The organism is Bartonella sp. AP11XZML, assembly GCF_042196445.1.
In the GTDB taxonomy this organism is placed as follows: domain Bacteria; phylum Pseudomonadota; class Alphaproteobacteria; order Rhizobiales; family Rhizobiaceae; genus Bartonella.
The window spans coordinates 78,112-103,489 of the sequence record NZ_JBHIQF010000090.1 but is presented as its reverse complement, the minus strand read 5'-3'; the positions used below and the strand labels follow the sequence as shown (position 1 = coordinate 103,489).

At 35.9% G+C, this 25,378-nt stretch carries 19 protein-coding genes and 2 pseudogenes; 12 read left to right on the top strand and 9 right to left on the bottom strand.

Features of this window, described 5'->3' with window-relative positions; translation table 11 throughout:
- Nucleotides 1-11: 11 nt before the first annotated feature.
- The 4 genes from parE to ACFIMG_RS09065 all read right to left on the bottom strand — a co-directional run bounded on the left by parE (nt 12) and on the right by ACFIMG_RS09065 (nt 4,521).
- Nucleotides 12-2,078 (bottom strand): DNA topoisomerase IV subunit B, encoded by a 2,067-nt coding sequence (gene parE, locus ACFIMG_RS09080; protein WP_375621422.1) that lies wholly within the window; start codon nt 2,076-2,078, stop codon nt 12-14.
- Nucleotides 2,079-2,159: 81 nt separating this feature from the next.
- Nucleotides 2,160-2,897 (bottom strand): lipoyl(octanoyl) transferase LipB, encoded by a 738-nt coding sequence (gene lipB, locus ACFIMG_RS09075; RefSeq protein ID WP_375679197.1) that lies wholly within the window; start codon nt 2,895-2,897, stop codon nt 2,160-2,162.
- A 146-nt stretch (nt 2,898-3,043) separates the two neighbouring features.
- Nucleotides 3,044-3,895, bottom strand: coding sequence for a TPM domain-containing protein (locus tag ACFIMG_RS09070; protein ID WP_375679198.1), 852 nt, complete (start codon nt 3,893-3,895; stop codon nt 3,044-3,046).
- Complete coding sequence (locus ACFIMG_RS09065) at nt 3,895-4,521, bottom strand: LemA family protein (protein ID WP_375617744.1); 627 nt, start codon at nt 4,519-4,521, stop codon at nt 3,895-3,897. The genes ACFIMG_RS09070 and ACFIMG_RS09065 overlap by 1 nt, the downstream gene beginning before the upstream one ends.
- Before the next feature lie 422 nt (nt 4,522-4,943).
- Here ACFIMG_RS09065 and ACFIMG_RS09060 point away from each other — a divergent pair.
- The 11 genes and pseudogenes from ACFIMG_RS09060 to ACFIMG_RS09010 all read left to right on the top strand — a co-directional run bounded on the left by ACFIMG_RS09060 (nt 4,944) and on the right by ACFIMG_RS09010 (nt 19,072).
- A pseudogene (locus ACFIMG_RS09060) lies at nt 4,944-5,721 on the top strand (class I SAM-dependent methyltransferase).
- A 1,334-nt stretch (nt 5,722-7,055) separates the two neighbouring features.
- On the top strand, nt 7,056-8,594 hold the full coding sequence (hutH, locus tag ACFIMG_RS09055) for a histidine ammonia-lyase (RefSeq protein ID WP_375679199.1): 1,539 nt from the start codon (nt 7,056-7,058) through the stop codon (nt 8,592-8,594).
- A 399-nt stretch (nt 8,595-8,993) separates the two neighbouring features.
- Nucleotides 8,994-9,353, top strand: coding sequence for a hypothetical protein (locus ACFIMG_RS09050; RefSeq protein WP_375693602.1), 360 nt, complete (start codon nt 8,994-8,996; stop codon nt 9,351-9,353).
- Between the two features lie 448 nt (nt 9,354-9,801).
- The gene (locus ACFIMG_RS09045) at nt 9,802-11,178 is read left to right on the top strand and encodes an amino acid permease (RefSeq protein ID WP_375632398.1); all 1,377 of its coding nucleotides are present in this window, start codon (nt 9,802-9,804) and stop codon (nt 11,176-11,178) included.
- Between the two features lie 958 nt (nt 11,179-12,136).
- Complete coding sequence (locus tag ACFIMG_RS09040; protein ID WP_375617748.1) at nt 12,137-12,298, top strand: hypothetical protein; 162 nt, start codon at nt 12,137-12,139, stop codon at nt 12,296-12,298.
- 113 nt (nt 12,299-12,411) lie between these two features.
- Nucleotides 12,412-12,814, top strand: a pseudogene (locus ACFIMG_RS09035) (hypothetical protein).
- Between the two features lie 36 nt (nt 12,815-12,850).
- Nucleotides 12,851-13,594 carry a filamentous hemagglutinin gene (locus ACFIMG_RS09030; RefSeq protein WP_375679200.1) on the top strand — a complete coding sequence of 248 codons (744 nt, stop codon included), beginning with the start codon at nt 12,851-12,853 and terminating at the stop codon, nt 13,592-13,594.
- Nucleotides 13,591-13,995, top strand: a complete 405-nt coding sequence (locus ACFIMG_RS09025; protein WP_375679201.1) for a hypothetical protein — start codon at nt 13,591-13,593, stop codon at nt 13,993-13,995. Before ACFIMG_RS09030 ends, ACFIMG_RS09025 begins: the two co-directional genes overlap by 4 nt.
- A 363-nt stretch (nt 13,996-14,358) precedes the next feature.
- Nucleotides 14,359-14,760 carry a hypothetical protein gene (locus tag ACFIMG_RS09020; RefSeq protein ID WP_375679202.1) on the top strand — a complete coding sequence of 134 codons (402 nt, stop codon included), beginning with the start codon at nt 14,359-14,361 and terminating at the stop codon, nt 14,758-14,760.
- Between the two features lie 160 nt (nt 14,761-14,920).
- Nucleotides 14,921-15,370, top strand: coding sequence for a hypothetical protein (locus tag ACFIMG_RS09015; protein WP_375679203.1), 450 nt, complete (start codon nt 14,921-14,923; stop codon nt 15,368-15,370).
- 948 nt (nt 15,371-16,318) lie between these two features.
- A complete protein-coding gene (locus ACFIMG_RS09010; protein ID WP_375679204.1) occupies nt 16,319-19,072 on the top strand; it encodes an autotransporter outer membrane beta-barrel domain-containing protein in 2,754 nt (917 codons plus the stop codon).
- 270 nt (nt 19,073-19,342) lie between these two features.
- On the opposite strand, the gene ACFIMG_RS09005 is transcribed toward ACFIMG_RS09010, so the two are convergent.
- The 4 genes from ACFIMG_RS09005 to ACFIMG_RS08990 all read right to left on the bottom strand — a co-directional run bounded on the left by ACFIMG_RS09005 (nt 19,343) and on the right by ACFIMG_RS08990 (nt 23,298).
- Nucleotides 19,343-20,605, bottom strand: coding sequence for an acetyl-CoA carboxylase biotin carboxylase subunit family protein (locus ACFIMG_RS09005; RefSeq protein WP_375679205.1), 1,263 nt, complete (start codon nt 20,603-20,605; stop codon nt 19,343-19,345).
- Nucleotides 20,602-21,465 carry a DMT family transporter gene (locus tag ACFIMG_RS09000; RefSeq protein WP_375693603.1) on the bottom strand — a complete coding sequence of 288 codons (864 nt, stop codon included), beginning with the start codon at nt 21,463-21,465 and terminating at the stop codon, nt 20,602-20,604. Before ACFIMG_RS09000 ends, ACFIMG_RS09005 begins: the two co-directional genes overlap by 4 nt.
- 80 nt (nt 21,466-21,545) lie before the next feature.
- On the bottom strand, nt 21,546-22,751 hold the full coding sequence (locus ACFIMG_RS08995; protein WP_375679207.1) for a DUF6421 family protein: 1,206 nt from the start codon (nt 22,749-22,751) through the stop codon (nt 21,546-21,548).
- Nucleotides 22,738-23,298, bottom strand: coding sequence for a prephenate dehydratase domain-containing protein (locus tag ACFIMG_RS08990; RefSeq protein WP_375679208.1), 561 nt, complete (start codon nt 23,296-23,298; stop codon nt 22,738-22,740). Before ACFIMG_RS08990 ends, ACFIMG_RS08995 begins: the two co-directional genes overlap by 14 nt.
- A 665-nt stretch (nt 23,299-23,963) precedes the next feature.
- On the opposite strand from ACFIMG_RS08990, the gene ACFIMG_RS08985 reads away from it, so the two are divergent.
- The gene (locus ACFIMG_RS08985; protein WP_375679209.1) at nt 23,964-24,746 is read left to right on the top strand and encodes an ATP12 family chaperone protein; all 783 of its coding nucleotides are present in this window, start codon (nt 23,964-23,966) and stop codon (nt 24,744-24,746) included.
- Between the two features lie 34 nt (nt 24,747-24,780).
- Here the strand turns inward: ACFIMG_RS08985 and ACFIMG_RS08980 are convergent, their stop codons facing one another.
- The gene (locus ACFIMG_RS08980) at nt 24,781-25,326 is read right to left on the bottom strand and encodes a hypothetical protein (protein ID WP_375679210.1); all 546 of its coding nucleotides are present in this window, start codon (nt 25,324-25,326) and stop codon (nt 24,781-24,783) included.
- Nucleotides 25,327-25,378: the final 52 nt, after the last annotated feature.

Genomic DNA, 25,378 nt, shown 5'->3' with positions numbered 1-25,378 from the left:
TATTTTTTATATTAGATGTCTAGATTAGAAGCAAAAGTAGAGTTTTCTTGTATGAAACGAAATCGTGCTTCTGGTTTTGTTCCCATGAGACTTTCTACAGTCTTTTTCGTTTCTTGCATTTCCACGGCATCAATAGAAACACGAAGCAATGTACGTTTTTGAGGATGCATAGTCGTTTCTTTAAGTTGTTCTGCGCGCATTTCACCCAGCCCTTTAAAACGCCCGATTTCGATTTTAGCTTTTCCAGTAAATTCAGTTTTGAGCAATTCATCCTTATGAATGTCGTCACGAGCATAAGCAACTTTTCCTCCTTGCGATATTCTATAAAGGGGAGGGACGGCAAGATATAAATGTCCCTGATGAATAAGGTCAGGCATTTCTTGAAAGAAGAAGGTAATGAGCAGTGACGCAATATGAGCACCATCAACATCAGCATCTGTCATGATGATAATACGTTCATATCTGAGATCTTTTTCACGATACTTGGAGCGTGTTCCACATCCAAGAGCAAGGATAAGATCGCTAATTGTTTGGCTTGAGTTCATTTTTTCATGTGCAGCACTGGCGACATTTAAGATTTTACCACGAAGAGGTAAAATTGCTTGGTTTGCTCTATTTCTTGCTTGTTTAGCAGATCCTCCTGCAGAATCCCCTTCAACAATGAATAGTTCAGCACCCACAGCATGGTTCTGGCTACAATCTGCAAGTTTACCGGGCAGACGTAATTTACGGACAGCAGTTTTTCGACTTATTTCTCTATCTTGGCGTCGTCTAACACGTTCTTCAGCACGTTCAATAACCCAATCGAGAAGTTTTGTTGCTTCTTGTGGGGAATTTGCTAACCAATGATCAAAGGGATCGCGGATTGCATTCTCAACGATACGCTGTGCTTCAATGGTTGCTAATCGATCTTTTGTTTGTCCAACAAATTCAGGGTTACTGATAAAGACTGAAAGTATTGCGGCTGTTGAAATCATAATATCGTCAGACGTAATAATCGTTGCGCGCTTGTTTCCTATTAACTCAGCGTAGGATTTCAATCCACGCAAAAGAGCTTGACGTAATCCTATTTCATGTGTTCCGCCTTCTCCTGTAGGAATCGTATTGCAGTAAGATTGCACACAAGAATCACCACCATGCCAAGCGATAGCCCACTCAACGGAGCCATGGCCATTATTGTGTTGTGTTTTGCCAGAAAAAATTTCTGACGTTACTCGATATTCATCTTTTAGTGACGAAAGTAAATAGTCTTTAAGCCCATCGGGAAAATGAAAAACAGCTTTTTCAGGAATATTTTTTGCGCCTTCAAGTATGACGGGATCACAAGACCAGCGAATTTTTACGCCACCAAAAAGATAGGCTTTGGAGCATGTCATCTTATAGATTTTTTCTGGATCAAAAGCTGCTTTTTCACCAAAAATTTCATGATCAGGATGAAAACGAACGCGCGTACCACGACGATTATAAACATCTCCCAGATCTTCCAATCCAGATTGAGGAATACCGCGTGAGAAACGTTGGCGGTAAAGTTTTCGTTCTCGTGCAACTTCAACTTCCATATCATCAGAAAGAGCATTGACGACAGAAATTCCTACTCCATGAAGTCCACCTGCAGTTTGATAAGCCTTTCCATCAAATTTTCCCCCTGAGTGGAGTTGTGTCATAATAACTTCAAGAGTCGATTTCTCAGGCATTTGAGGATGATTTTCAACAGGAATACCGCGTCCATTATCTGTAACGGTTATATAACCGTTCCTATCTAATGAGACCTCAATAGAATCTGCATAACCCGCAACAGCTTCATCCATCGCGTTATCAATAATTTCGGCAAATAAGTGATGAAGCGCTTTACTGTCTGTTCCACCAATATACATTCCGGGGCGTAAACGTACCGGCTCTAAACCCTCAAGAACTCGAATAGAGAGGGCATTATAGTCATCTTCTTGCGTATCTTTTGCACTTTTTCTTGAAATCATTGCGTTTGATTTCATTGGAGACTGCAGAGTGTTTTCTTTTGTATTTACCCGAGATTGGGCTTTATTTAAAACACTAAAAAGATCCTTTTTGTTATCGCTCATAGCGTTTAACTATCCACCTCATAAAATCAAATATTTATTAAAATAATTTTATGCCTGTTTTTTATTTAAAAATCAATGCACTTAGGAAACATCGATTGTTGGACCAAAAATTTTTTCAAAAGCGTGTTTGAGAGCAATATCAATATCATGCATTGCTACAGGGCAACCTAGATCAAGAAAGCTTGTTACACCGTGGTTTGTAATTCCACAAGGAACAATTCCTGAATAATGGGCTAAATTAGGATTAACATTGATAGAAACTCCATGAAAACTTATCCATTTGCGCACTCGAATGCCAATAGCTGCAATTTTATCTTCGGAAGAAAGATCATTTTGTTTTGATGGGCAATGAGACTGTTTAACCCAGACACCAACGCGATCTTCTCTACGTTCGCCTTTAATATTAAAATTTGCAAGCATCTGTATGATCCATTCTTCTAATGCACTAATGAAAGCACGAATGTCTTGTTTTCGGCGTTTAAGATCAAGCATAATATAAGCAATACGCTGTCCTGGACCATGATATGTAAATTCACCGCCACGACCTGCCTCATAAACAGGGAATAAATGGGGTGCTAAAAGATCTTTTTTATTGGCACTCGTCCCCGCTGTATAAAGGGAAGGGTGTTCGAGAAGCCAAACTTGTTCATGCGCAGTTTTTGCAAGAATTTTTTCTACACGTTCTTGCATATAACGCAGAGCTTCAGGATACTCAACTAGATGATCACTTATCTTCCATTCAACGGGTGGATTTCCTAGAATTGCATTAAAATGATGTGATAAGTGATTACGATCTGTATGTTTCAATTCAAATGTCATTGGTAATATTTATCTTGATGTTTGAGTTTATTTTGTAATCAATAAAAGTGATTACAGAGTAAGGTATAGAATTGTTGAATAAAAGAGAATACGTTCATAAATTTTATCTTAAGAAGATTTGCTACGCTTAAAAATCCACGTTCCTTTTACCATCTTCCTGTTGCACCGCCACCACCTGATGATCCACCACCACCCCTAAATCCCCCTCCACCTCGAGGACCTCCGAATCTTCCACCAGGATATCTGCCACCGGCACTTAAGTTAAGAAACCAAGGTGTGAAGATGATCCCCAGCCAGAGATACTTTTGTGGCCCCACTTTTTTACCAAAAATCATTGCAAGAATGGGCAAACCAACGACTATAAAGAGAATGAGAAACATAATTGCATTGATTACCATTTCTTCTTTTTCAGCTTGTTTACGTTGTTCTTCAACGATTTTAGCTTTTTCTTTGATGCGAAAAGTAAAATCAGAATCACTTTCTGTAATAACTTTGATAATTGCATCAACTGCTTCAGCAATTCCTTTTTGATAATTTCCTTCGCGAAAATTAGGAATCATGAAGCTATTAATAATGACAGAGGAAAGAGCATCTGTTAGCTCTCCTTCCAAACCATATCCAACTTCGATACGTGCTGTGCGTTCATTCGGTGCAATGACCAGTAATACACCATTATTGATCTTCTTTTGGCCTAATCCCCATGTACGAAAAAGAGAATTGCTGTATGTTTCTATATCGTTGCCCGAAAGAGTAGGGAGTGTCACAAGAACAATTTGATCTCCCGTTTTCTCTTCGAGTGCTGCCAGTTTTTTTGTCAAGTCTTCCTTGGTTGCATTATCGAGCAAATGAGCCACATCATTAACATAACCTGTTAAATGAGGAAATTTTATTTGCGAACAAGCGATACTTCCCAATTCAGCAACTAAATACAAAGAGCAGATAAAAGCCCATAATTTTGGAAATACAATACGTTGCAAAGAGTATCGAAATGATTTCATTAATTAAAATTAACCTTTGGTGTTTGTTGGCTATCAGTATCGATGGTAAAAGTTGGCATAGGTTTAGCATCACGAAACCAGAATTTTGCCCAAATCATCGTCGGCATTGTTTTGAGTGCAGTATTGTAGGCACGTACTGTTTCAATATAATCGCGGCGTGCAACGGAAATACGGTTTTCTGTTCCTTCTAATTGTGATTGAAGAGCAAGAAAGTTTTGGTTTGCTTTAAGGTCCGGATAGTTTTCAACAACAGCCATAAGTCGCGAAAGTGCACTTGATAAATTTGCTTGATTTTTGAGATATTGCTGCATAACTTCTGGATTATTCAACATATCTGCATTAATGTTGACTTGCGTTGCTTTGGCGCGTGCTTCAATTACATTTGTGAAAACGCTTTGTTCATGAGCTGCGTAAGCTTTAACTGTTTCTACAAGATTGGGGATGAGATCTGTACGACGTTGATATTGATTGAGCACTTCACTCCATGCTGCATGTGCTTTTTCTTCATTTGTTGGTATCGTATTAAATCCGCACCCACTTAAAAATGGCACTAACCATGCCAAAAAAATCACGATTGGAAATTTTTTTAATATTTTAAACATTGAAGAAGTTTGTACATTTAACATAAAGATGTCTCCACAGATATTTTATGTATTATATAGGGTTTATTTTCTTGGTGGAAAGTATTTTGAACTTTATAAACAGGCGTATTTATCAATAAATTGATATCTCTATGCGTTTTAGGTACGCTTAAGTGACTTGTTGATATTAAAATAATAATAGTAATATAGATGTCATCTTATAAAAGATCAATAATATTTATATCAATTATTATTACAGAAAAATATATTATTTTCGTAGGAGTTTTGGATTTCGCAACGTGCAGATAACAATTGAAAAAGAGAAAAATGTAAGTATCAATCTTATGGAAAGATAGAAGGTCAGGGCAGTTCTTATTTTCCTCCTTTAGAAGTTATGTTTAATACATTGGATAAAAAAGGCTTTTTTATTATGTATGGTAGTAATTGAGAAGGAGGGTGAAAGTCCTATGATAGAAAGTGTTCAGCGGCAAAGTGAAAAGTTTGATGGATTGGCTAATGATTATGATCGTTATCGTCCTCGCTATCCCCTTACTTTATTTAAAACCATGCTCCATCCTTTTAAGAACAAAAAGCATTTGTCCATTGTGGATGTGGGTGCTGGGATAGGCATCGCATTAGAGGGAATTGTTAAATTTTTAGGAAATGAGCACCAATATCATGCTATCGATGTATCGGCAGATATGATTAAGCAGGAGCGAAAAAAATTTCCTACGGTGCAGTGGTATCAGGGCCGTGCCGAAGACCTATTGCCTCAAATTGGCGAGGTTGATCTTGTCATTGCAGCGCAAGCGTTTCCAGTAGATGGATCGTTCTAAGTTGCTTTGTTCTGTTTCAGATCAACTTCGGGTCAATGGTGTCATGGCGGTTATTCAAAATAATCGCGATTTCCAGCATAGCGAATTTCTAGACGCTTATGAGACATTGTTAGAGAAAATGAGTCCGAACTATTCTCGGTATTATCGTAATTTTGATTTTTTACAGGAAATGAGTGATGGCCTTGGGGTAGATCCAGAAAAGATTTTTTTTCATACGCACAATTGGACGATGATGATCCCATCTGAAGCTTTTATTGGAATGAGCCGCTCTTCAGCGCAAGCGCAACGCGCTATTGCTTGCTATGGGGAAGAATATTTGCGGCAATTGGTCGCATTGATAAAGAAATATGAAGTGCAAGGCAATTTGGAGCTTTTGTATCGAAGTGAGCTCTATATGTATGCAGGATAATCCGATATCGATGATTGCTTTTGCTCTTTTAGCACATCAGAGTGGGCGTTATTCAGGAAATTAACGCATTATTAAGGCAGACTTTGAGGGGGAAAGTTTTTTTCTTCAGCATTCACATTGACATCTTATTACCGCTGATTTTCATTGTTCATTTAATATGAGAGAGTTTAAATAGAAAATTTATGCACTGCATTATAGCATCGAAGCGCTTTCTTTACTGCAGTTTAACAACAGATTATTTTATAAAATGGAAAGAGGTAGATTGAATAGAAATGTTTGATAATTCTTTGTTTTTATGATTGCTTTTTATTATTAAATGAGAGTGTTTTTAATAAATTTTGACAAAAATAACTGAAAAAGTACAAAAAATTATCATAATCAGAAATTTGTAGTAAAAAAGGTAATGGCTTGGAAGAACCTTTAAAAAACAACTCATTTTGAAATTATCTCTAAATTCAGATTGAATATAACAAAAAGTAAAATATAAATATACTATATGAAGCATTTCTCTTTTTAGAAGATATAATATAAAAACAATATATTAATTAATTTTTTTTTGATATAAGAAAACTTCTTTTATTTTCTATTTTAAATAACGGGTTAGTCCGAGTCTTATGTGGTTTTATTGAAGATGTGTTTTTCAAGGTTTAATCTGGCGCTTTAAATACAATTTTAGAAGTGGCAAATAAGCTCAAGCAAATAAGCTCAATTTTGTCTCTGTTGTGATGTGTTGAATAAGTTTTTTAATTTTCTATAGAGTTTAATTTTTGCAATCATGATAGATTGTGACAGCTATCTATTTAAGGTTTTTATAAGTTTAGTAGGAATAGCTTGATGATAAATCCATTGAGTTCTCCATCTTTACGCTTCATAAAAGAATAAGCTTGCACCATCACACACTTTGTCATTTCCCAATGTTGCGACAGCCCTTGACATGGTTTATAAGAGGAGTTTTTAGTCCTTTTTTGTACAGTTTTATCCATACGACAGTCTCGCTTATGACGTGCAAGCGAATGGTTTTGATTGATTCAACATACACAGATTTGGAATGAGAGAGTCTAAAGATATTCCGCTCTCTCATTTAATATGAATCATGCTAGATTATAATTATAAATTAATGCGTTATCTATTTTTAAAATCCATGACCTTGGTTGAGCTTGTCAATATTTCATTTTCATTTATCGTAAACTATTCTACTTTTGGATAATAACTCCATTGTAAGGAATACCTTTAAGAAAGCATTCTCGCTTTAAAGAGTCGTTATAGTTTTTTTTGTTTTATAGAAGGATCAATAATGCTAAACGTTATACTTTGATAAAAAAAGAAAGTAAATTATGACTATTATACTGAAACCGAGCGAGGTGACGCTTAGTGAGCTTGCAGCTATTTATTTTAATGGTGAAGTGAGTAAACTTCATAATGACACGCATTTAGCTATCGAGAAAGGAGCTCAACGCATTGCTGAAATTGCTGCTGGAAGTGAGCCTGTGTACGGTATTAATACTGGTTTTGGGAAGTTGGCTTCCATTAAAATTGATGCGGACGATGTCGCTGTTTTACAGAGAAACCTTATTTTGTCCCATTGTTGTGGGGTAGGAGAGCCTTTAGCTGAAAATATTGTGCGTTTGATAATGAGCTTAAAGCTTATCTCTTTAGGAAGAGGGGCTTCAGGAGTTCGTCTAGAATTGGTAAATTTGCTGGAAAATATGCTTGCAAAGGGCGTCATTCCTGTCATCCCTGAAAAAGGGTCTGTTGGTGCTTCAGGTGATCTAGCTCCACTTGCTCACATGGCGGCTGTTATGATGGGAGAAGGAGAAGCATTTTTTCAAAATATTCGTATGAGTGGGGCGGTTGCATTAGAGAAAGCGGGATTGTCCCCTATTATTTTAGAGGCAAAGGAAGGTCTAGCTCTTATTAATGGGACTCAAACATCAACAGCCCTTGCACTTTCTGGTCTTTTTCGAGGTTATCGGGCATTGTGTGGTGGATTGTTGGCAGGGGCTTTGACGACAGATGCTATCATGGGATCAACGGCGCCATTTCATCCTGATATCCATATTTTACGAGGACATTATGGGCAGATTGCTGTATCGAAAACATTAGAAAAGCTTGTAGAGGATTCAGAAATTCGTGCAGCACATTTACGGGGTGATGAGCGTGTACAAGATCCTTATTGTATACGTTGCCAGCCACAGGTCATGGGGGCATGTTTTGATATTTTGCTGGCAGCAGCAAAAACACTGATTATTGAAGCAAATGCTGTTACAGATAATCCATTGATTTTAAGGAATGGTGAAGTTGTATCAGGTGGGAATTTTCATGCTGAACCTGTAGCGTTTGCCGCTGATCAGATTGCTCTTGCTTTATGTGAAATAGGATCTATTTCTCAACGGCGTATTGCTCTTATGGTTGATCCAGCAGTTTCTTATGGACTTCCAGCTTTTTTAGCGCATAATGCGGGTCTTAATTCAGGTTTTATGATTGCTGAAGTAACAGCGGCAGCTTTGATGTCTGAAAATAAGCAAATGGCCCATCCTGCTTCCGTTGATTCAACCCCAACTTCTGCCAATCAAGAAGATCATGTTTCAATGGCTTGCCATGGAGCGCGTCGGTTATTGGTAATGAGCGAAAATCTTTTTACACTTATTGGCATTGAAACGCTTGTTGCAGCACAAGGAATTGAATATCGTGCACCTTTAAGAACAAGTACTTTTTTGCAATCTGTTATGGAATGTCTACGAAAAAATGTTGCTTCTCTTAAGGAAGATCGCTATCTGGCTCCAGATCTTCATCAAGCACATATACTTGTGCGTGAAGGGCACTTATTATCTGTTTTACCAGAAACAATTTTTCCTTCATTAAGTTTTCAATAGTATTTGTTTTAAGGTCAATGCTGAAGGGCGGATATTGAATTTTAAAACTTCCTCATATGAAAATATAGAGGAGCGATACAATATTTGAATTATTTAATAAATCATATATTTATTACTGTATATATCTGATTTTTGTAGTTAACTAGATATTATGTTATTTTATAGAAACTATAAACTTAAAGCACCTATATTTTCTGATTTATATCAGAAATTTTAATATAAGTTAAATAATATCCACGAATTATATATTCGTGATATTATATTTCTATAAATATAAATTATAATATATGTATTGTATCGAGTAAAAATAAAAGTTTTATTTTATATTATTCTTATTTGTTAATACTTTATGAATTTTATAGTTCATTTTTGATATTTAAAATAAAAAAGGAGAAAGGAATGTTTAAAAGTTCTAAATTATGTGTTTCAATAACAGTTCTTTTTTTCTCTCAAATTCTTGAGATTCATGCAAATTTTAGGAGAGGTAGCTTTCTAGAGGAAGTTTTCATTATGATAGTGGCCCAAGAGAAAGAGCCTCTTATTTCAGCGAAAAACAAAGATTTTATTGCTATATCAGGGCAAATTCCCAGAGGTAAGGAGAACGCTATCATCGGACCAACAATCAAAGATGCTCTTTTTACCGTATATTTTTTTTTCATTGGAAAGCTTGTCGTTAAGGCAGCTGGAGTCCTTAAAAGATGGGTTGTAGATACACTTTCTCATACTTTTGAAAACTTGCGAGATTCGTATTATCATTAATTGAGCTATTCAATTGGCGTAAAAAGTTTTTTTATAAGCTCAAAGAAAGTTGGCTTAAAGTAACAAAAAATTAATTGTATGCATAGTTAATGTGTTTGTTATGAATTTTTAGGCTTCTATTTCAGTACACTGAAATAGAAGCCTAAAAGTTTAGATTACATTAAGGTTAATTTTCTCTGTAAAAAACTAGAGAATACGGAATGAATTAAATGACAATTATGAAAAAATTCATTATCACTTTATTTGAATAAAATAATACGAAATTGCAGGCTATAAAAGCTGAATAATTCGCAATAAAAGTATTTTTTCATTGTTTAGAGCAAAGTGTTGGACTGGCTGGTCTTCGATGTTTTTTGAAATATATTTGTGAAAGAAACATGAGGCTTTATTTCTCATAGAGCTGTTATCGTGGTGTGGATTGTCAGCATTTCAAAAAGTAAGGAAAGAAATGGCAATAAATGAACTGAAAAGAGGGATGAGTAAGCGCCAAGTTATTTTTTTAGCTCTTGGTTCTGCTATTGGAACAGGTCTTTTTTATGGGTCTGCACAGGCAATTAAGCTTGCGGGTCCTAGTGTTTTGATTGCCTATTGTATTGCTGGTTTAGCTATTTTTATGGTTATGCGGGCTCTAGGAGAGATGATACTTCATAATCCATTGCCTGGTTCTTTTGCTCGTTATGCGGCAAATTACATATCACCATTAGCAGGTTTTTTAACGGGATGGACATATGTATTTGAGATGATTCTTGTTGGTTTGGCTGATATTACAGCTTTTGCGACTTATATGGGGTTTTGGTATCCTGATGTTGCTCCTTGGGTATGGGCACTGAGTATTACATTAATCATCACAGGTATTAATTTAGCGGCTGTAGAAGTCTATGGTGAACTAGAGTTTTGGCTATCTTCTATTAAAGTTATCGCTATCATTGCGATGATTATTTTAGGAATAGCAATTATTTTTTGGGGGTGGGGTGAAGGTGCAGATTTTTCTACCGTTACTGTTCATAATTTATGGAAAAATGGTGGACTTTTTCCCAATGGTTGGTTTGGTTTTTTAGCTTGCTTTAGTGTTGTTGTTTTTGCTTTTGGTGGCATAGAAATCATTGGCATGGCAGTTATGGAAGTTCAAAACCCTCATCAAACGATTTCAAAGGCAATTAATTCTACTCCAGTTCGTATTTTGCTTTTTTACGTCATGACGTTAGCTATTTTAATGTCTCTTTATCCTTGGAATGAGATTGGTCTCATGGATAGCCCTTTTGTATCCATTTTTGAAAATCTTGGGATTTCATATGCAGCAAATATTTTAAATATTGTTGTTGTTACAGCGGCTATTTCAGCAATGAATAGTGGAATGTATGGTGCTTGTCGTATGATCCATGGTTTATCGCAGGAAGGTTATGCTTTAAAAAAGTTTCAATATTTATCAAAAAACGGTATACCAGTTTTTGTTATTTTGATGATCTTCGGTATTTTTCTTCTTGGTGCTGTCCTTAATTATTTTTATCATGAAAAGCTTTTTTTTCTTATTGCTGCAATGGCAACATTTGCGACAGTTTTTGTTTGGATGATGATTCTACTTTCACAATTTTTTATGCGAATTAAGATGCCTAAAGAAGCTCAGAATGGTTTAAAATTTCCCATTCCATTTTGGCCAATAGGATCGATTTTTTCTATTTTATTTATGGTTTTTATTTTTATTCTCCTATGGTACTTTGATGAGACACGACCAGTTTTAATTATAGGTGTTATTTGGATTGCTTGGCTTGTTATTTGTTTCTATGCACTTAAACTTTATAATTTTAAGCAAAAGAAACAGCAATAAAATGTGAATAGAGATAAAGCTCAAAACAAATAGCTGATGTCATCAGGAAAACAGGTGTTTGATTGTTTTCTCTAAAGGTTAGAACAATCTAGATTGAAAAAATCTGCTCGTTATTATTTTGCTTTGGAAGTTTTTGTGAGCCATTGCTTACGGTAACGACAAAATCATATAAATATTAGGCGTTTTTTTGATGGTGAGCTGTGCCATCAATATAAGTCTTTCAGGTTAAAATGCCTAACAGTGCAAATAGATTTTACCAGATACATGATTATAGGCAGATATCTCTTTCTAAACGTATTAATGAAGTTCTGTTTCACGAAAGAAGTTATTGTAAGAATTGTTTTTTAAGCTCTTTAAAAAATTGGTTGTTTAAATTTTGTTGTTTAGAAAACTACTATTGCTTTTAGAAGCGAAGATAAAGTTCTTTATGTATTTTTTCTCAAAGAGGATTGGCGTTGGTAGAAAATAGTGGATAACAAAGTTACATGAGGCATTGTATGATTGTATTTGCAAAAACTTTAATAAACAGCCAGCAAGGTATTACAATAAAATCTCATAGAAGAGTAAATTAAAGAGAACAATGAACGTGTGACAGTTTTACGATTCTTATTGTTATTGCTCTCACAAGAGGAAGGATCAAACTTATTTTTTAATATTGATACAAGAGTAATTTTTATTACAAGTGGAGGCGGACAAAATGCACTCCGCAACTGTATTTCGGTGCAAAATTATTCAATATTACCATAAAAGGCGCTCAAGAACACTACGACTAGCAAAAACAATCATCGGAAAGTGGCTTTTTACACGAGAAATCTTCCAATAGCTCTGAACACACACAACAACAATTCTCTCTATCCTTGAGGCAACAGGCAATGTTGATATGGATGTACAATGAGATGCTACGATTATTGCTTCTCATCTGATTTCCGGTCAAGATATCAATGTAATGGGAGAAAGTATGACGATTGTTGGCATGACAGACCATCATAGCAGCCATTCACAGACGCGTGAAACAGGTTTTGATGGGAATAGATTTGACTTTGTAAGCAGAATTATTAGCGGTAATGGCTATACCTACGAGACGATACCTGCCGGCAGTAACGTTTGGATAGAATGGTAGAGAGTGGCTACAAATCCCATAAATCCCCATACTTGCTTTGGAGATGCGAGCTAAGCATGTCGGTATGTTCATGGCTCATTCAATCGAGTACAAGTCCCTTTAAGGAGGAAAAAATGAAACAAAGTTTAAAATTATTGAGTTGCATAGCTTTATTAGTTATAATGGGATGCCAGTTTAATAAACCTCCTGAAGGATACTTCACGGTGTGGGAGAAATCAGGAGCAGATCGGTTTGAGGTAAAAAAAAAGCACTTTTAGAATGTGAAATGCCAACTCCTTATGATGTGTTTCCGGAAAATAGAAATTTAAGCAACAATGCATGGGCAACCATAGAAGCTTGTATGATTCAAGCTGGTTTCCATGATAAATATGATAGGGGGGCTGGTGTGGAAATCATAAAGCCGAAAACTTGCCGATTTGTCGTCCAGGCGCTGTCATCCCGAGGCGCAGTGTCAAGAAGCGCTTAAACAGCCCTTTTTGTAAAAAGCATCCAGAACAATATGAGTGCTATCTTTAAATCTTGCAGCTAGTGATAAGCAACAATCCGCTATCCTTGCCTTCGCTTGGAATGGCGGGATTGTTCTCTCTCTTTCATTATTTAACGGATGAAGAAAAGCAGCATTTGCAAGAAGGTTCTGATGGCAAGGTGCATGTGTCCTTTAATGGCATCTTTACTCCACCAGAGGAAGCCGCTGTTTATACAGAGCAACATGCGAAGGATAAAAATAATCCGCTTTATTTTGTTGTGTTCCCAGAAGCCGATTCTGCTATCTCAGAACTTCTGGTCGCGGGCTATCAGAAGTTTATGGAAAATAACTTTTGGGGTTTGACCAATTCAACACAAGAAGCAAAAGATTTGGTGTATAGCCATGGTATTACAGGGTTGGAACTTTATGGACATAGCCGCGGTACCATAACATTGGGGAATATGCTGTATTATTTCAAACAAGAAGGTGTTCGCGGGATAGCCGACAACACGAATATCAATTTCTATGGACCAGCCTTTAATGTTTTAGTTGCATACGGTCTGTTAGGTTATGTGAGTGATGGCAAACAAACCACTATTGGCTTTGATGGGAATAGATTTGACTTTGTAAGCAGAATTATTGGCGGTAATGGCTATACCTACGAGACGATACCTGCTGGTAGTAACGTTTGGAAAGAATGGAGGAGAGTGATCAAGAATCCCATAAGTTCCCATACCTGTCTTGGAGACGTGGGTCCAAAATGCCAAAAGTTTTATGGTACATCTCATCGTGAACAATTTTCTTTAAGTAAATCAAGGAGTAAAAAATGAAACAAACTCTAAAATTATTAAGCACTGTAACTTTGTTAATTATAACTGGATGTAATATCGATAAACCTCCTCCAGGAGAGGTGGCTACGTGGGAGAAAAATGGTGTTACTGATTTTACTGAGGTAGGAAAAGCCTTGTTAGAATGTGGAATGCCGAGCCTTATTGATGCCGATCCAGAAAACAGAAAACTCAGCTACAATGCATGGGCAACTATTGATGCTTGTATGGTTCAATCAGGTTTTCGTGATAAAGTGGGGGGAGGGACTTGGTGCGAGAATCATAGAGCCGAAAACTTGCCCATTTGTCGTCCAGGCGCTGTCATCCCGAGGCGCAGTGTCAAGAAGCGCGTGAACAGCCCTTTTTGTAAAAAATATAAAAATGCACCTGAATGCAAACCTTAAGTCTTGCTGTTTGTGACGATCACAATCCCTACCTTCATGTTTCTCATACCCGCACGCGGGGGGCTTAATTCAGCATGTCAATGCTATTTATTTATGGGTACCACAACTGTTGGCGCAATAATATAAAATATCTATTTTGGTTATAATCAAAATATTGATAATAATTATAAGCATATCGTTGATAGATAGATGATTTTAGTAATAATTTTACCGTATTTTTGATATAATAATTATGGCATAATCTTCGGAAAGATAAAAATAATATAGGTTGATAATGTTCATCATTGTTTTGGAAATAAAAAACAGCATGTAAAATAATTTATAGATTGTTTCGTAATATCAAAATTACTCAAGGATAGGAAAATGAAGCAGATTTTAAAATTATTAAGCGGGATAACCTTATTTGTTATGGCTGGATGCTACCCTGAGCAGCCTTCTCGAACAGCTGTAGATGCATGGGAAAAATCCGGTGCAGATCAGCTTGAGATCAAAAAAGCTCTGTTAGAATGTGGAATACATCATCTTGATGGTCGTCTTGATACAGAAACAAGTACTGATGAGAAATTCAATGCTGAGGAGTCTGTGAATGCATGTATGATCCAAGCAGGTTTCCAAGATAAATTGGGAAGAATGAAGTGGTGTGAGAAATATAAAAATCTTCCAATTTGTCAGCCTGATGCAGTTATTCCTCAGCGAAGTGTCGAGAGGCGTTTGAATAGTCCTCATTGTGAAGAGCATAAAGAACAACCTGAATGTCAACCTTAAGTATTGAGGCTGCTGTAATCAAAAATCCTTATATTCTTGTTTTTGTATGGGGGTGGGATTGTTTCTTCAATATCTATATGCTAACAAAAGTCATCTTGCGTGTGAGTAAATATTAGAAGACTTATCAGTCTTTCTATCGTAAATATTGACGGAGGGGGAAATGAAAAAAACATTGAAATTATTGAGTGCTATAATTTTATTAAGCTCTGCTGGGTGTATTAGCAAACCTCCCCCATCGACGTTAGAATTATGGGAAAAGTCCGGTGTCAGTAAGTCTATGGTCCAACAAGCACTGTCAAAATGTGGTTGGAAACCAATCTACGCTTCTTCTGAAAATATGGATTCGCGTGCAAGTGATTTTGCAGCAGTTTATGAGTGCATGACTAAAGCAGGTTATCGGTACAAATTACAAGATTCAAAGGGAATCTATTTTTCATCAACGCCGCGAAGTGATTCATTTTTAGTCAATTTAATGGTAGCAGGGTATCAGCAGGTTATGGACAATGATACTTTTGGTGTAACCAATTCGACACAACAAGAGCGAAATTTGATGTTACGTTTTGAAAATGATAAAAAGCGCCAGAAAATAAAAAAAGCTTTGCATAAGTGATCATCAACAGTAGAACGTTGATTTTTAAAGCAATAATTAAATAAAAATATTAAACGGGAGAAGAGAGAAATATAGCTCTTTTGTCTCCAATGTAGTTATATTCATCAGCTACGAGATTGGCAATAGTGTTGTTGTCAGATGATGCTAGCGGAGGATAGTGAGTTGTTGTTTAGAGAAATTTATTCAATATAAAGAATGGCAAATAATAGCTTTGCTAAAATATCTGCTTTAACGATAATAAACAGATAGCTTTCATAGAGCTAATTTTGATGAAATTTTATTTTGGTGTTTTTTAAGTTCAGAATGCTGAGTATTTTACTGTATTTTAGATTTTATCAAAAGATCTAAAATATTACATTTATTAATTCAAATCATTGATGATAGGGTATTAGGAGAAGTTTTTTATTTATTCAAATTTCTTTGTTAGATATCTAGCATTTTTAATATAGAAATTGTGTACATTAGCTTATACATTAGTGTGCAATTTCTTGTTTTTTTGTTGTAGTTGAAGAGATGATGCGGTTATAGATTTCGTATACTGTATCTTTTTGTGCTGTGTTTTATTAAAACGTTTTAATCGTTTAATCTTAAAAGTTATTCTCATTTTGTTGTATTTTTATTTTTTGGTGGTGAGATAAATTGAATATTATATCTCTTCAAAATTCGCATTTTTTCACGTTTTTTTAAGATTGTTTTTTTGGCCTTTTGTAATTACAGTTTCCAGCAGTTTTTGAGATGCATTCTTTAAAGGGATTTTCATCCTAAATGGTATTTTTAAACTTTTTGTTCTTTCTTTACATAAAACACAAAACATATTATTGAATGCTATGATTTTATCATAAAAAATAAAATAATTTTGTTTGTTTTATTCTTGTTGTGTTTAATTTGTGGTTTATTTTTTTGCCAGCATTTTTTGTTTTTGTTGAAAAAAGAAAGTTTTGAAAAACAATGATAATCAAGGTATCTAACAATCACTTGTATTCGTGCGTTTTTACAGCAGCTATTTTTTCTTTTTTGTTAAATATAAATATTGAGGCACATTCTCATTCATATACATCACTGTCATGTGACAAAAACAAATTACCTTATGAATGCAGTGATGGTTCAAAGCATACAATTAGTGATAAAGTATATAAATTCACGGCGCCTGTTAAAGAAAAGAATGGGGAGGATCGTTCTCTCATGTTACCTGCTGCTATAGTAGTACAGGAGCCAAATACAGTTATTCAGGCAATGCGTGTAGAGGTTGAAGGGACTGCAAGTATAGAAGATATTTATGGTGTTTTTGTATCACGAGGGGGAAAAATTGTTTTGAGCGATTCAGCTTTAAAAAATGTATCAATAGGTCTTAAAGCTGATAGTGGAATGATTGAGGTTAATCGTGGAACAATTGAGGCTTCTCAGATTGCTGCTTATGCAGAGAAGCGAGGAGCATCTGTTACGTTAACGAATACAAAAATTAAAGTGGAAGGTTTGGGTATCGGTCAAGAGAGTGCTCTTTTCGTTAGGGCTGATGCGGGTATTCAGATGAAAAGTGGATTTATTGATGTGAATGATGCTGCTGCGCTTTATGTGGGGAGAGGGGGGAGTGCGACTTTAGATGGTGTTACCATTGCTTCAAAATATCAAAAAACAGAAGACAAAGAAAATACAAATGAAAAAATTACACATACAGTTTTCAATGTAAAACATCAGGGTTCTGTTTATGTAAAAAATACGAATATTATTTCTACGGATGTTCATGTTTTAACAGTTGGACAAGATTCTAACACGCCATCCAATAACGGCAGGGAAGGAAATATTTTAATTTCGCGGGTTAATATTGAAGATTCAACAATTAAAGCAATAGGTAACAAACATGGTATGTATTTTGAGAGGGATGAGGAAAATGATGCATATGAACAGGGGCTTGTCTTTTTGAAAAGGACGATTTTTGAGGTTCCAGATGGGACAGCTGTTCATAGTCATAACAGTCGTATTTATATTGGAGTAACAGAAGGTACAAAAATTTTTGGTGACTTATTATTAACAGCTGAAAAAGGGGGAAGTGTAGCGATTTTGGCTAATTCTTCTTCATTGATAGGAGGGACTCGTGTTGCCGATGATTCTATTGCTGAGCTTTATTTAACAGGGGGATCAAAATGGTTTTTGACAAAAAGAAGAGAGATCGATTTGCAAGTTGCAAACCGTACAAGTTCGTCTATTTCATTTGTGAAAGTTTCTGATAGTTTTATTGCTTTTGAGACTCCAATGTTTCAGGAGTATCAGACACTTCATATTGGGAAGGGAGAAAAAGAAGTTTATAGTGCGCAAGATAGGGCAGATATTTATCTCAATACGCATCTCAGTAGTGATGGTTTGCTCGATAATACAAAAACTGATCGGCTTTTAATACATGGTGATGTTTCTGGAAAAACAACAGTTTATGTGCAATTTGTTGCAGAAAATCAGGGTGAGATAGCAACCGGTGAAAATGCTCATAGTATTTCACTTATTCAGGTTTCTGGAAAAGCGGCAGAGGATTCTTTTCAGTTAAATCGTGCTTATATCGCATTAGAGGGTTTGCCTTACCAATATTATCTTCATGCTTATGGTCCAGCTTCTGCTCTTGGAAATGCACAAACTTCTCAAAGATTGGTTGAAGGAGATGGAGATTTTTGGGATTTTCGCCTTGAAAGTAAATATATTCAGCCTGCTTTAGAGGTGTCTGCTATTCCCCCTTCTGAGTTAAAGGTCAGAGAGGTTGTTCCACAAGTTCCGACCTATCTTTTGTTACCAAATGCTTTGTTTCATGTTGGGCTCATGGATATTAGTCATCAACAAAAGCAGTTGCAAGTTAGGCGGTCTATTCCTCGTAAATTATTAAAAGTTGAAGGGAACTTTGCTTTATCTGTCCACGATTATGGTGGACGTTATCGTTATGTCTCAGATCTTTCTACACTTAAATATGGGTGCGATGGTCATGTTGATTATAACGCTATAAAAACAGATATTTTGCTCAAAACAATAGAGAGCGCATATAGTACGACATCTTTTGGGATTATGGGAACCTATGGAAAGCTTTCCTTACAACCTCATAACGTGGAACAAAGTCAAAAGAGTACATTTAATAAATGGTCATTTACGGCATACGGTAGTGTGGAACACAAAACTGGTTTTTATATAGATAGTCTTTTATCTTATGGTTTGTTTAAAGGGGATGTGCGTAGCCATGTTTGGGGTAAGACGGCGACATTAAAAGCAAATCCTTTGAACGTGTCGTTTTCTGCTGGTAAAACGTTTATGACAGGATATAAAGATCTTATTTTTGATCCGCAACTTCAGCTTATTTATCAACATCTTCAATTTGATAAGTTTCGTGATATTGATGGATTTGATGTTGAGATGAAAAAAATAGATCAATGGTTTATGCGTGTTGGTGGGCGTTTAAGTAAAACATTTACAGCCTCTGAAAAGGATCGTATCATTTCTTTTTATGGCAATATTCATCTTGCTCATTGTTTTGGTAAAGAACAATTTGTTCATTTTAAAGATGTTTTTCAGTTGAGTTCTTTTGGTTCTTCCTTAGAAGTTGGCTTGGGTGTCAATTCACAGTTTTCTTCTAAAGTTACACTTCACAGTGATCTTAGCTATCAGCACACGTTAACCAAGGCTGGTTTTTCTGGAGTTCATTTTTCTGGTGGATTGCGCTATCATTTTTAATAAATCTTTTAAAAAATAATAAATGTGATTTTCAAAGTCTTGTTCTACTATCGGAATTAAAACCATTGTTTGTGCAGAATTTTAGTTGCTTCTTTTAATAATGATATCATGTGTTTTAATAAATATGAAAATATTGTGTTGATTTAGTTTTATCTACTATAGCATTTTTCAAATGCTTTAAAAAATTTGTCCATCTGATAAACAGATTTAAAATGAGAAAATCCTACGATATCGGGGTTCTCGTTCAATATGAATAACGCTAAATTATCATTATAAATCAGTATTTTGCCATATGATGCTTAAGGTATCATCGAGCCATTTATGGTAATTGCGTGCTTCTTCGTTTGAGTTATGAACAGAGAAAATAAAACCAGGATATCCACCAAATGCTGGTGGAGGTGGTGAAATGTGATTGGTTTCAAAAAAAATGATAGTTCTGGCGGTTTGAGGATGCTGTGCAACCTTATCTAGACCTAAAAATCCAGAAAACCGTCCATACCCATGAAGAGGAATAATATAATTTGCCGCCACTTTTTTAGCTGGGAGTATATCGGGAAGGTCTAAGTTTTTTTCAGCTAAAGCGGCATTCATACATAGTTTTGCAAATGAAATCCCTGTACCTTGCTCAACAATAAAATGGGAGACACCTGATCCACCTATACGAGCGCCAATCTCAATGATATAAGGTAAATTATGAGCATCTAGGCGTAGCTCTACATGGGCAGCACCCATATTTATACCAAGAGCTTTGACTCCAGAGCATGCAGCCTCACATAAAGCAATAATTAAAGGATCATCTATATCACAGCGTTGACGATAAATTGTTTCTTCAAACCATGGTCCTTCAGGTTGTCCTTTGTCGCCAACAGCTAAAACATGCACACCTGTTGTATCAACAAAACATTCTACGACAAATTCTTTTCCTGGCAAATATTGTTCTACAATTAAACCTACAGGTTTATTTTTATCATTAAAACGTGCCATGTCTTTATACTGAACATTCCATACAGCTTTGATGAGCTTAGAAAATTCTTCAGGATTTTTAGCTAACATGACGCCTGTACTCGCCCATCCAGAGACGGGTTTAATAACGAGCGGATAGTCTAAGGTTTGTGTTTGTGATAGGTCTTCTGGATTATCTATATACAGAAATTTTGGTGTTCTTAAGCCTGCTTTAGCAAAAGCTTGACGCATGAGATATTTGTTTCTGGTTAATGCTGCTACTTCTGGTTCAATACTTGGAGTATTGATTTTTTTTGCAGCCAAAGCTGTCCATAGGATAGCTTCTTCGCGAAGGGTCATAACCCCAGCAATATTGCGTTCTTTTACGCCTGCTGCAAAAGCGTCTAGAGCTGCCTCTGGCTTATCAAAAACAGGAAGTTTCCAAGTTGCAGTGACTGCTGCGGGGTTTTGAATAGGAGCGCTTTCAGCGGTATCATAGATCATTACTAATTCGATATTAGCTGCTTGTGCTGCTTCAAATATAAACGGGAACTTTGTATTGCGCTGGCAAACTAATGCGAGTTTTTTCATTTTGTTTCCTTATTAAATTTGGAATTTTGGGCACGACGTTTTTGTTGCCATTCAGATATCTTTGATGCATCTATAAATAAGAATGTCATTCCTATAACAGCCATCATCATAGCAATTATTTTGATAATGTTGAGAGAAGGACTCGAGCCGGTTATCCATTCACATGTAACCACTGCAAAAGGGGATAATACGCCAATAGTGTTGGCGTATAATACACCTCCTTCAGCTAAAACTTTTTGGTACAAAACGTAAACTGGTGCCGAGCAAACAGTTCCTAAAATCAATATCTTAAATAGATCTTCCAAATTAAGATAGAAGAGTGGGGTAGGATCAAAAATGAATAATGGTATAAATGATGCGGCAGAAATTGTCGTAATCCAAGCCAGAGAGGTGAGCAAAGGTAAATTTTTAAGATAATGTTTAGACAATAAGCCATAAGCAGAGTAAGAAAGCGCTGCTGTTAAGGCAAGACCTACTCCTATCAGGTTATAATATCCACCTTCTCCACTGTTTATATTGAATGCTACAGCTGCTACACTGACAATTATCACTCCGCTAAACTTCAGCCATGAGAATTTAAGGACATTTGTCAATGCACCTAATATATAAGTAATCCCTGGAATAGTAGCGAGCACCATGGTTAAATCACTGGCTTTGAGTGATTTTAATGCACCAAAACTGCATACAAAGTACAGCGAGAATCCTAATAGTGAGAGAATAAAAAAAGCAGGTATCATGGAAAGCAATGGTAGGGATCTGAAAATGGCTTTCTCACGAAATAGTGCAATTAACCATAAGGCGGCAGCAGTGGCACATAATCTAAGTCCAACTGCATGCATGACAGGTATATTGCTAACCAAATTTTTAGATAATAACCAACTTATGGAAAACAATGCTAGAATAGCAAAGGTAAATAGGAATAACCGTCCTTTTAAGACACTCAATGATTTAATCCCCCAATAACGTACTGTGCATAAGATGATGTTGAAAAATTAAATCGTGATTTTGAGGTTTGCGGTCTTCCAAGATTATTTTGGATATAATCCTTAGCCTCTGCTAAATAAGCATCATCATCTAAAGCTTCAAGTGCTTCTATATCTGCAATCATTAATGCTATTACTTGCTTAAGACGCTCCAAGTCAAATTGAAGATAACCTTGATTTGTTTCAATCAATGCTTTATTCCGCATCAATATTTCAAAAAGCAAAATCCCTGTACCAGCATCGAATGTCATATGCTGATCAGAACCTTTTGGATAACGAAATATGCGTTCTAAGAGAACAAACTCAGTTATTTCTCTCCAAAACTTTGGACAGTTTTCTAGCATAATACGCACTGTAATTAAGTCAACTTTAGTTTCCTCTAGAAGACCTGTAAACCAATTTAATTTTATATACAGATTCTTATCTAATGGTCGTGGTCCTGTATGATGTGCATAGTCATGATAATAGCCCCACAAACAGCGAATATCATACATATCCTCTTTAGATAAATTACGACTATACAATTGACCGAATAGGAATTTACTGTCTCTACCAAGCAAACGTTCAGCTTCCACAATTGTTTGCTTGTTGTAAATATCAAAGAATTTGCTGAAAAAAAACAAAGCAAATGCTTGTTTGTCAATTTTTTGAGCAGTCGCCACAGATTCTGGGAATAGAACAATGCAATTGCCTTCTAAAAAACCTTTTGATGCTCTTCCCATTTTTATACATTGAAAAGGTGATACATAATTCTTTGTATATTTTGAAGCGTCGGCAAGATAGTCCGTTTCATGACGGTAGCCTGTAACTAATTCCAGCCGGAAACCTTCTGGATCAGGACCATTCGTTGCACGCATTGGAGCCAAGAAAAATAGGGGAGCATCTGGTAATGGCGCTTTGAAAGCAGCCAAGGTGTTATCAAATTTAGGAGGAGTACTTAAACCGTTGAGCATCCACTGATGAAGATCATCAGAAGTGGTCACCAAAAGTTCCGGAGATAATCCGTCAATTATATCTGCATGATGATTGAGCAGAGTGATCAATTCATTGATTATATCACTATCTGCTGAAGTTGGTTCTTTAATGCTTCCATCTCGTTCTTGGCGCACACGAAATTTGTCAACCAAGTTAACAATAGAAAGAAGTGCTTCAGATTGTTTCATGATGAGCTGACTTTAGCGAATGGAGCAAGAAAGCCATTGGCACTTGTCCAAAATTTTTCATAATATTCAGCTTATAACGGTTTGCTGCAACCGATGTTGTGATACAAGCATCTGCTTTTTTAGCCTCACAAAGAACGGCTGCATCAGCATTGCTGTTGGCAAATATTTTGTCATATTGAGGAGCCACTAGAGATTGCGGAGCAGGATGAGTGGCGACAGTTTTAATTTCATCAGCGTTATTGTGTTTAGCTAAAACCATAGAGTGAGTAGGCATGATAAAGCTATCAAATAATTGCAAATCACCTAAACGGGTGAATATGAGTGTATGCAAGTCGGGGTAAGCCGCACAGCTTAGGAGGTAACCATCCTTTTTCTGAGCGAGTTCATCAAAGGCTTCTTCAAGAGTTGCGTATAAGATAATACGCGATTCTGAATCAGAGGAAAAAATGTTTTGATTATGACTGTCAAGCCACCATCGAGCCGCAGCTGCACAGTTAGTGTCTGCAGGGCCAAGTGTATAGATAAAAGTATTATTTTCAAATTGCATGATCTCTATTCTTTTAATTATGTGCCTAAATTTAGACTAGTGCAATATGTGAAGTATAACAAGAAAAATAAGTTAAATAATTTAGTGCTTTAAAAAACATATGCATATGTGAAAGAAAATTTACGATATAATTTTGTCTTGTTATTATCCTATTGCCATACAAGATCGTTGTTTAGGGGAGTTATTAGGGAGAAAAAATTCTGCGCAGGGAATATTTGTTGGATATGACGAATGATTGGAATGGTGAAGAAAGGTGGAGGATGTGTAAAGCACACTGCTCTTTTGGGGATAATAAGCCTTTTTCTACTTTAAAATTTTGCAAAAAGTATTTTTGAAGCTGTTCGTATCGAGTGCACTATTGTAGGTAGATAATAAGAAAAGTGGTAAAGCATGATTGCCTTTACCATCTCATTCAGTATATTTAACTTTTTAATTAAAATAATATTTTTAAAAAATATTCTACAGTTGTGACTGTATTGAATATATGAAAAGGTATCATCATTGGCTTGTTTGTGAAAGAAAGATGAAATATAACTCTTAGATTAGAGTGGGGTTGGCAAGTCTTTTTCCTTCTTTGAGATGTGGGAAGGGTGGATTAAATCTTATTAAAATATATAAAATTTAGAAAAATAGTCTCTTTCTTAAAAAGATCAGAGGTAAACAATATGCGTGAGATTTTGGATCACTTTAATATGCCATTGAATAAAAAGATTTCTGTTCAACAGACTCAAAATCTTTCATGTCAGCCGTTACCAAAACGATTTTATAAACAAGTAAAAATTGCTCGTGAGGAAGGAGGTTTTACTCTCTTATTAGATGGACATTCTGTTAAAACGCCCGCAAGGCGTCATTTTCATGTGCCAACGCAAGTGTTTGCTGAATTCGTTGCTCAGGAATTTGAGAGCCAACACCACGTTGTTGATCCGGCAAAAATGCCGATGACGCGTTTGGTTAATACTGTTATTGATGGTATCGCTGATGATATGCAGGCTGTGTTTGAAGATTTATTGCGTTTCGTTGCATGTGATATGATCTTTTATCGTGCGCAGACACCTAAAGAGTTGGTGCAAAAACAATCTGAACAATGGGATCCTTTATTAGATTGGGCAGAAGAAAAATTGGGTGCGCGGTTTTATTTGACAGAAGGGCTAATGCATGTGGAACAATCACCAGAAGCGCTTCAAGCAGTCAGTAATTATTTACGTAGAGTTGAATCTCCTTATATGCTTGCTGCACTTCATCTGATGACGACCTTAACAGGATCTGCTCTCATTGCTCTTGCTGTTGCTGCGGGAAAGATTGATGCTGATCATGCATGGTCTATTACCCATTTAGATGAAGATTGGATGATGGAGCAATGGGGAACGGATAAAGAAACAATAGCACGCCGTGCTCATAAAAAAGTTGAATTTAATGCTGCTGCTACAATTGTTACAACTTGTTTATAGGGGAAAATCTTTTATTTACGTGCATTCTTTTCGCTCAGAGTATTTTTGTGACTTTTTGAGGATTGGTTTTTACTTTATCAAGTCCAGGAAATATTTCATTGGTTATGGTTAAGAGCGCTTCGTCATTGCCACGGATAAAATACCATTGGTTATCGTGAAGTAGGGCAATAATTTCAGTTTGAATAGAGCATTTTTTCCCAGCATTTGTTGTGGTTACAAGCTCCACGGGTATAACAAAATAAGGGGTACCATTATCAAGGGTACCTTCACGTTTTTGTTTTTGATCAATGTTGATCGTTTCAATCTTGTAACTTTCTGCCAACCGTTCTATTTGGCTTTTCATGATTTGTAGAAATTGTGATTGATTAAGATTTTTTTTGGCGGTTAAGTGGTTGATGACTTGGGGAGGAATAGCATTTAAGATGGCATTTGCATCGGCATTTTTAAGTGCTTTACTATAAGCAGATGTTGCTTTCTCAAGAGTTGTAAGTTTTTGGTTGGTTATTGTATGTGCTTCAGTTGTTGATGTGATAAAGACAATGCATAAAAGAACGAGAACGAGAAAACAAATTCGCGGCATTAGAAACCTTTGTTAATTCATTTGAAGAGATTCAACACATTATAAAGGAAAA

Bases quoted from the DNA above. Each gene is read 5' to 3' on its own strand.
- parE (WP_375621422.1), bottom strand. From the start codon at position 2,078: ATGAGCGATAACAAAAAGGATCTTTTTAGTGTTTTAAATAAAGCCCAA.
- lipB (WP_375679197.1), bottom strand. From the start codon at position 2,897: ATGACATTTGAATTGAAACATACAGATCGTAATCACTTATCACATCAT.
- ACFIMG_RS09070 (WP_375679198.1), bottom strand. From the start codon at position 3,895: ATGAAATCATTTCGATACTCTTTGCAACGTATTGTATTTCCAAAATTA.
- ACFIMG_RS09065 (WP_375617744.1), bottom strand. From the start codon at position 4,521: ATGTTAAATGTACAAACTTCTTCAATGTTTAAAATATTAAAAAAATTT.
- hutH (WP_375679199.1), top strand. From the start codon at position 7,056: ATGACTATTATACTGAAACCGAGCGAGGTGACGCTTAGTGAGCTTGCA.
- ACFIMG_RS09050 (WP_375693602.1), top strand. From the start codon at position 8,994: ATGTTTAAAAGTTCTAAATTATGTGTTTCAATAACAGTTCTTTTTTTC.
- ACFIMG_RS09045 (WP_375632398.1), top strand. From the start codon at position 9,802: ATGGCAATAAATGAACTGAAAAGAGGGATGAGTAAGCGCCAAGTTATT.
- ACFIMG_RS09040 (WP_375617748.1), top strand. From the start codon at position 12,137: ATGACGATTGTTGGCATGACAGACCATCATAGCAGCCATTCACAGACG.
- ACFIMG_RS09025 (WP_375679201.1), top strand. From the start codon at position 13,591: ATGAAACAAACTCTAAAATTATTAAGCACTGTAACTTTGTTAATTATA.
- ACFIMG_RS09020 (WP_375679202.1), top strand. From the start codon at position 14,359: ATGAAGCAGATTTTAAAATTATTAAGCGGGATAACCTTATTTGTTATG.
- ACFIMG_RS09015 (WP_375679203.1), top strand. From the start codon at position 14,921: ATGAAAAAAACATTGAAATTATTGAGTGCTATAATTTTATTAAGCTCT.
- ACFIMG_RS09010 (WP_375679204.1), top strand. From the start codon at position 16,319: ATGATAATCAAGGTATCTAACAATCACTTGTATTCGTGCGTTTTTACA.
- ACFIMG_RS09005 (WP_375679205.1), bottom strand. From the start codon at position 20,605: ATGAAAAAACTCGCATTAGTTTGCCAGCGCAATACAAAGTTCCCGTTT.
- ACFIMG_RS08995 (WP_375679207.1), bottom strand. From the start codon at position 22,751: ATGAAACAATCTGAAGCACTTCTTTCTATTGTTAACTTGGTTGACAAA.
- ACFIMG_RS08990 (WP_375679208.1), bottom strand. From the start codon at position 23,298: ATGCAATTTGAAAATAATACTTTTATCTATACACTTGGCCCTGCAGAC.
- ACFIMG_RS08985 (WP_375679209.1), top strand. From the start codon at position 23,964: ATGCGTGAGATTTTGGATCACTTTAATATGCCATTGAATAAAAAGATT.
- ACFIMG_RS08980 (WP_375679210.1), bottom strand. From the start codon at position 25,326: ATGCCGCGAATTTGTTTTCTCGTTCTCGTTCTTTTATGCATTGTCTTT.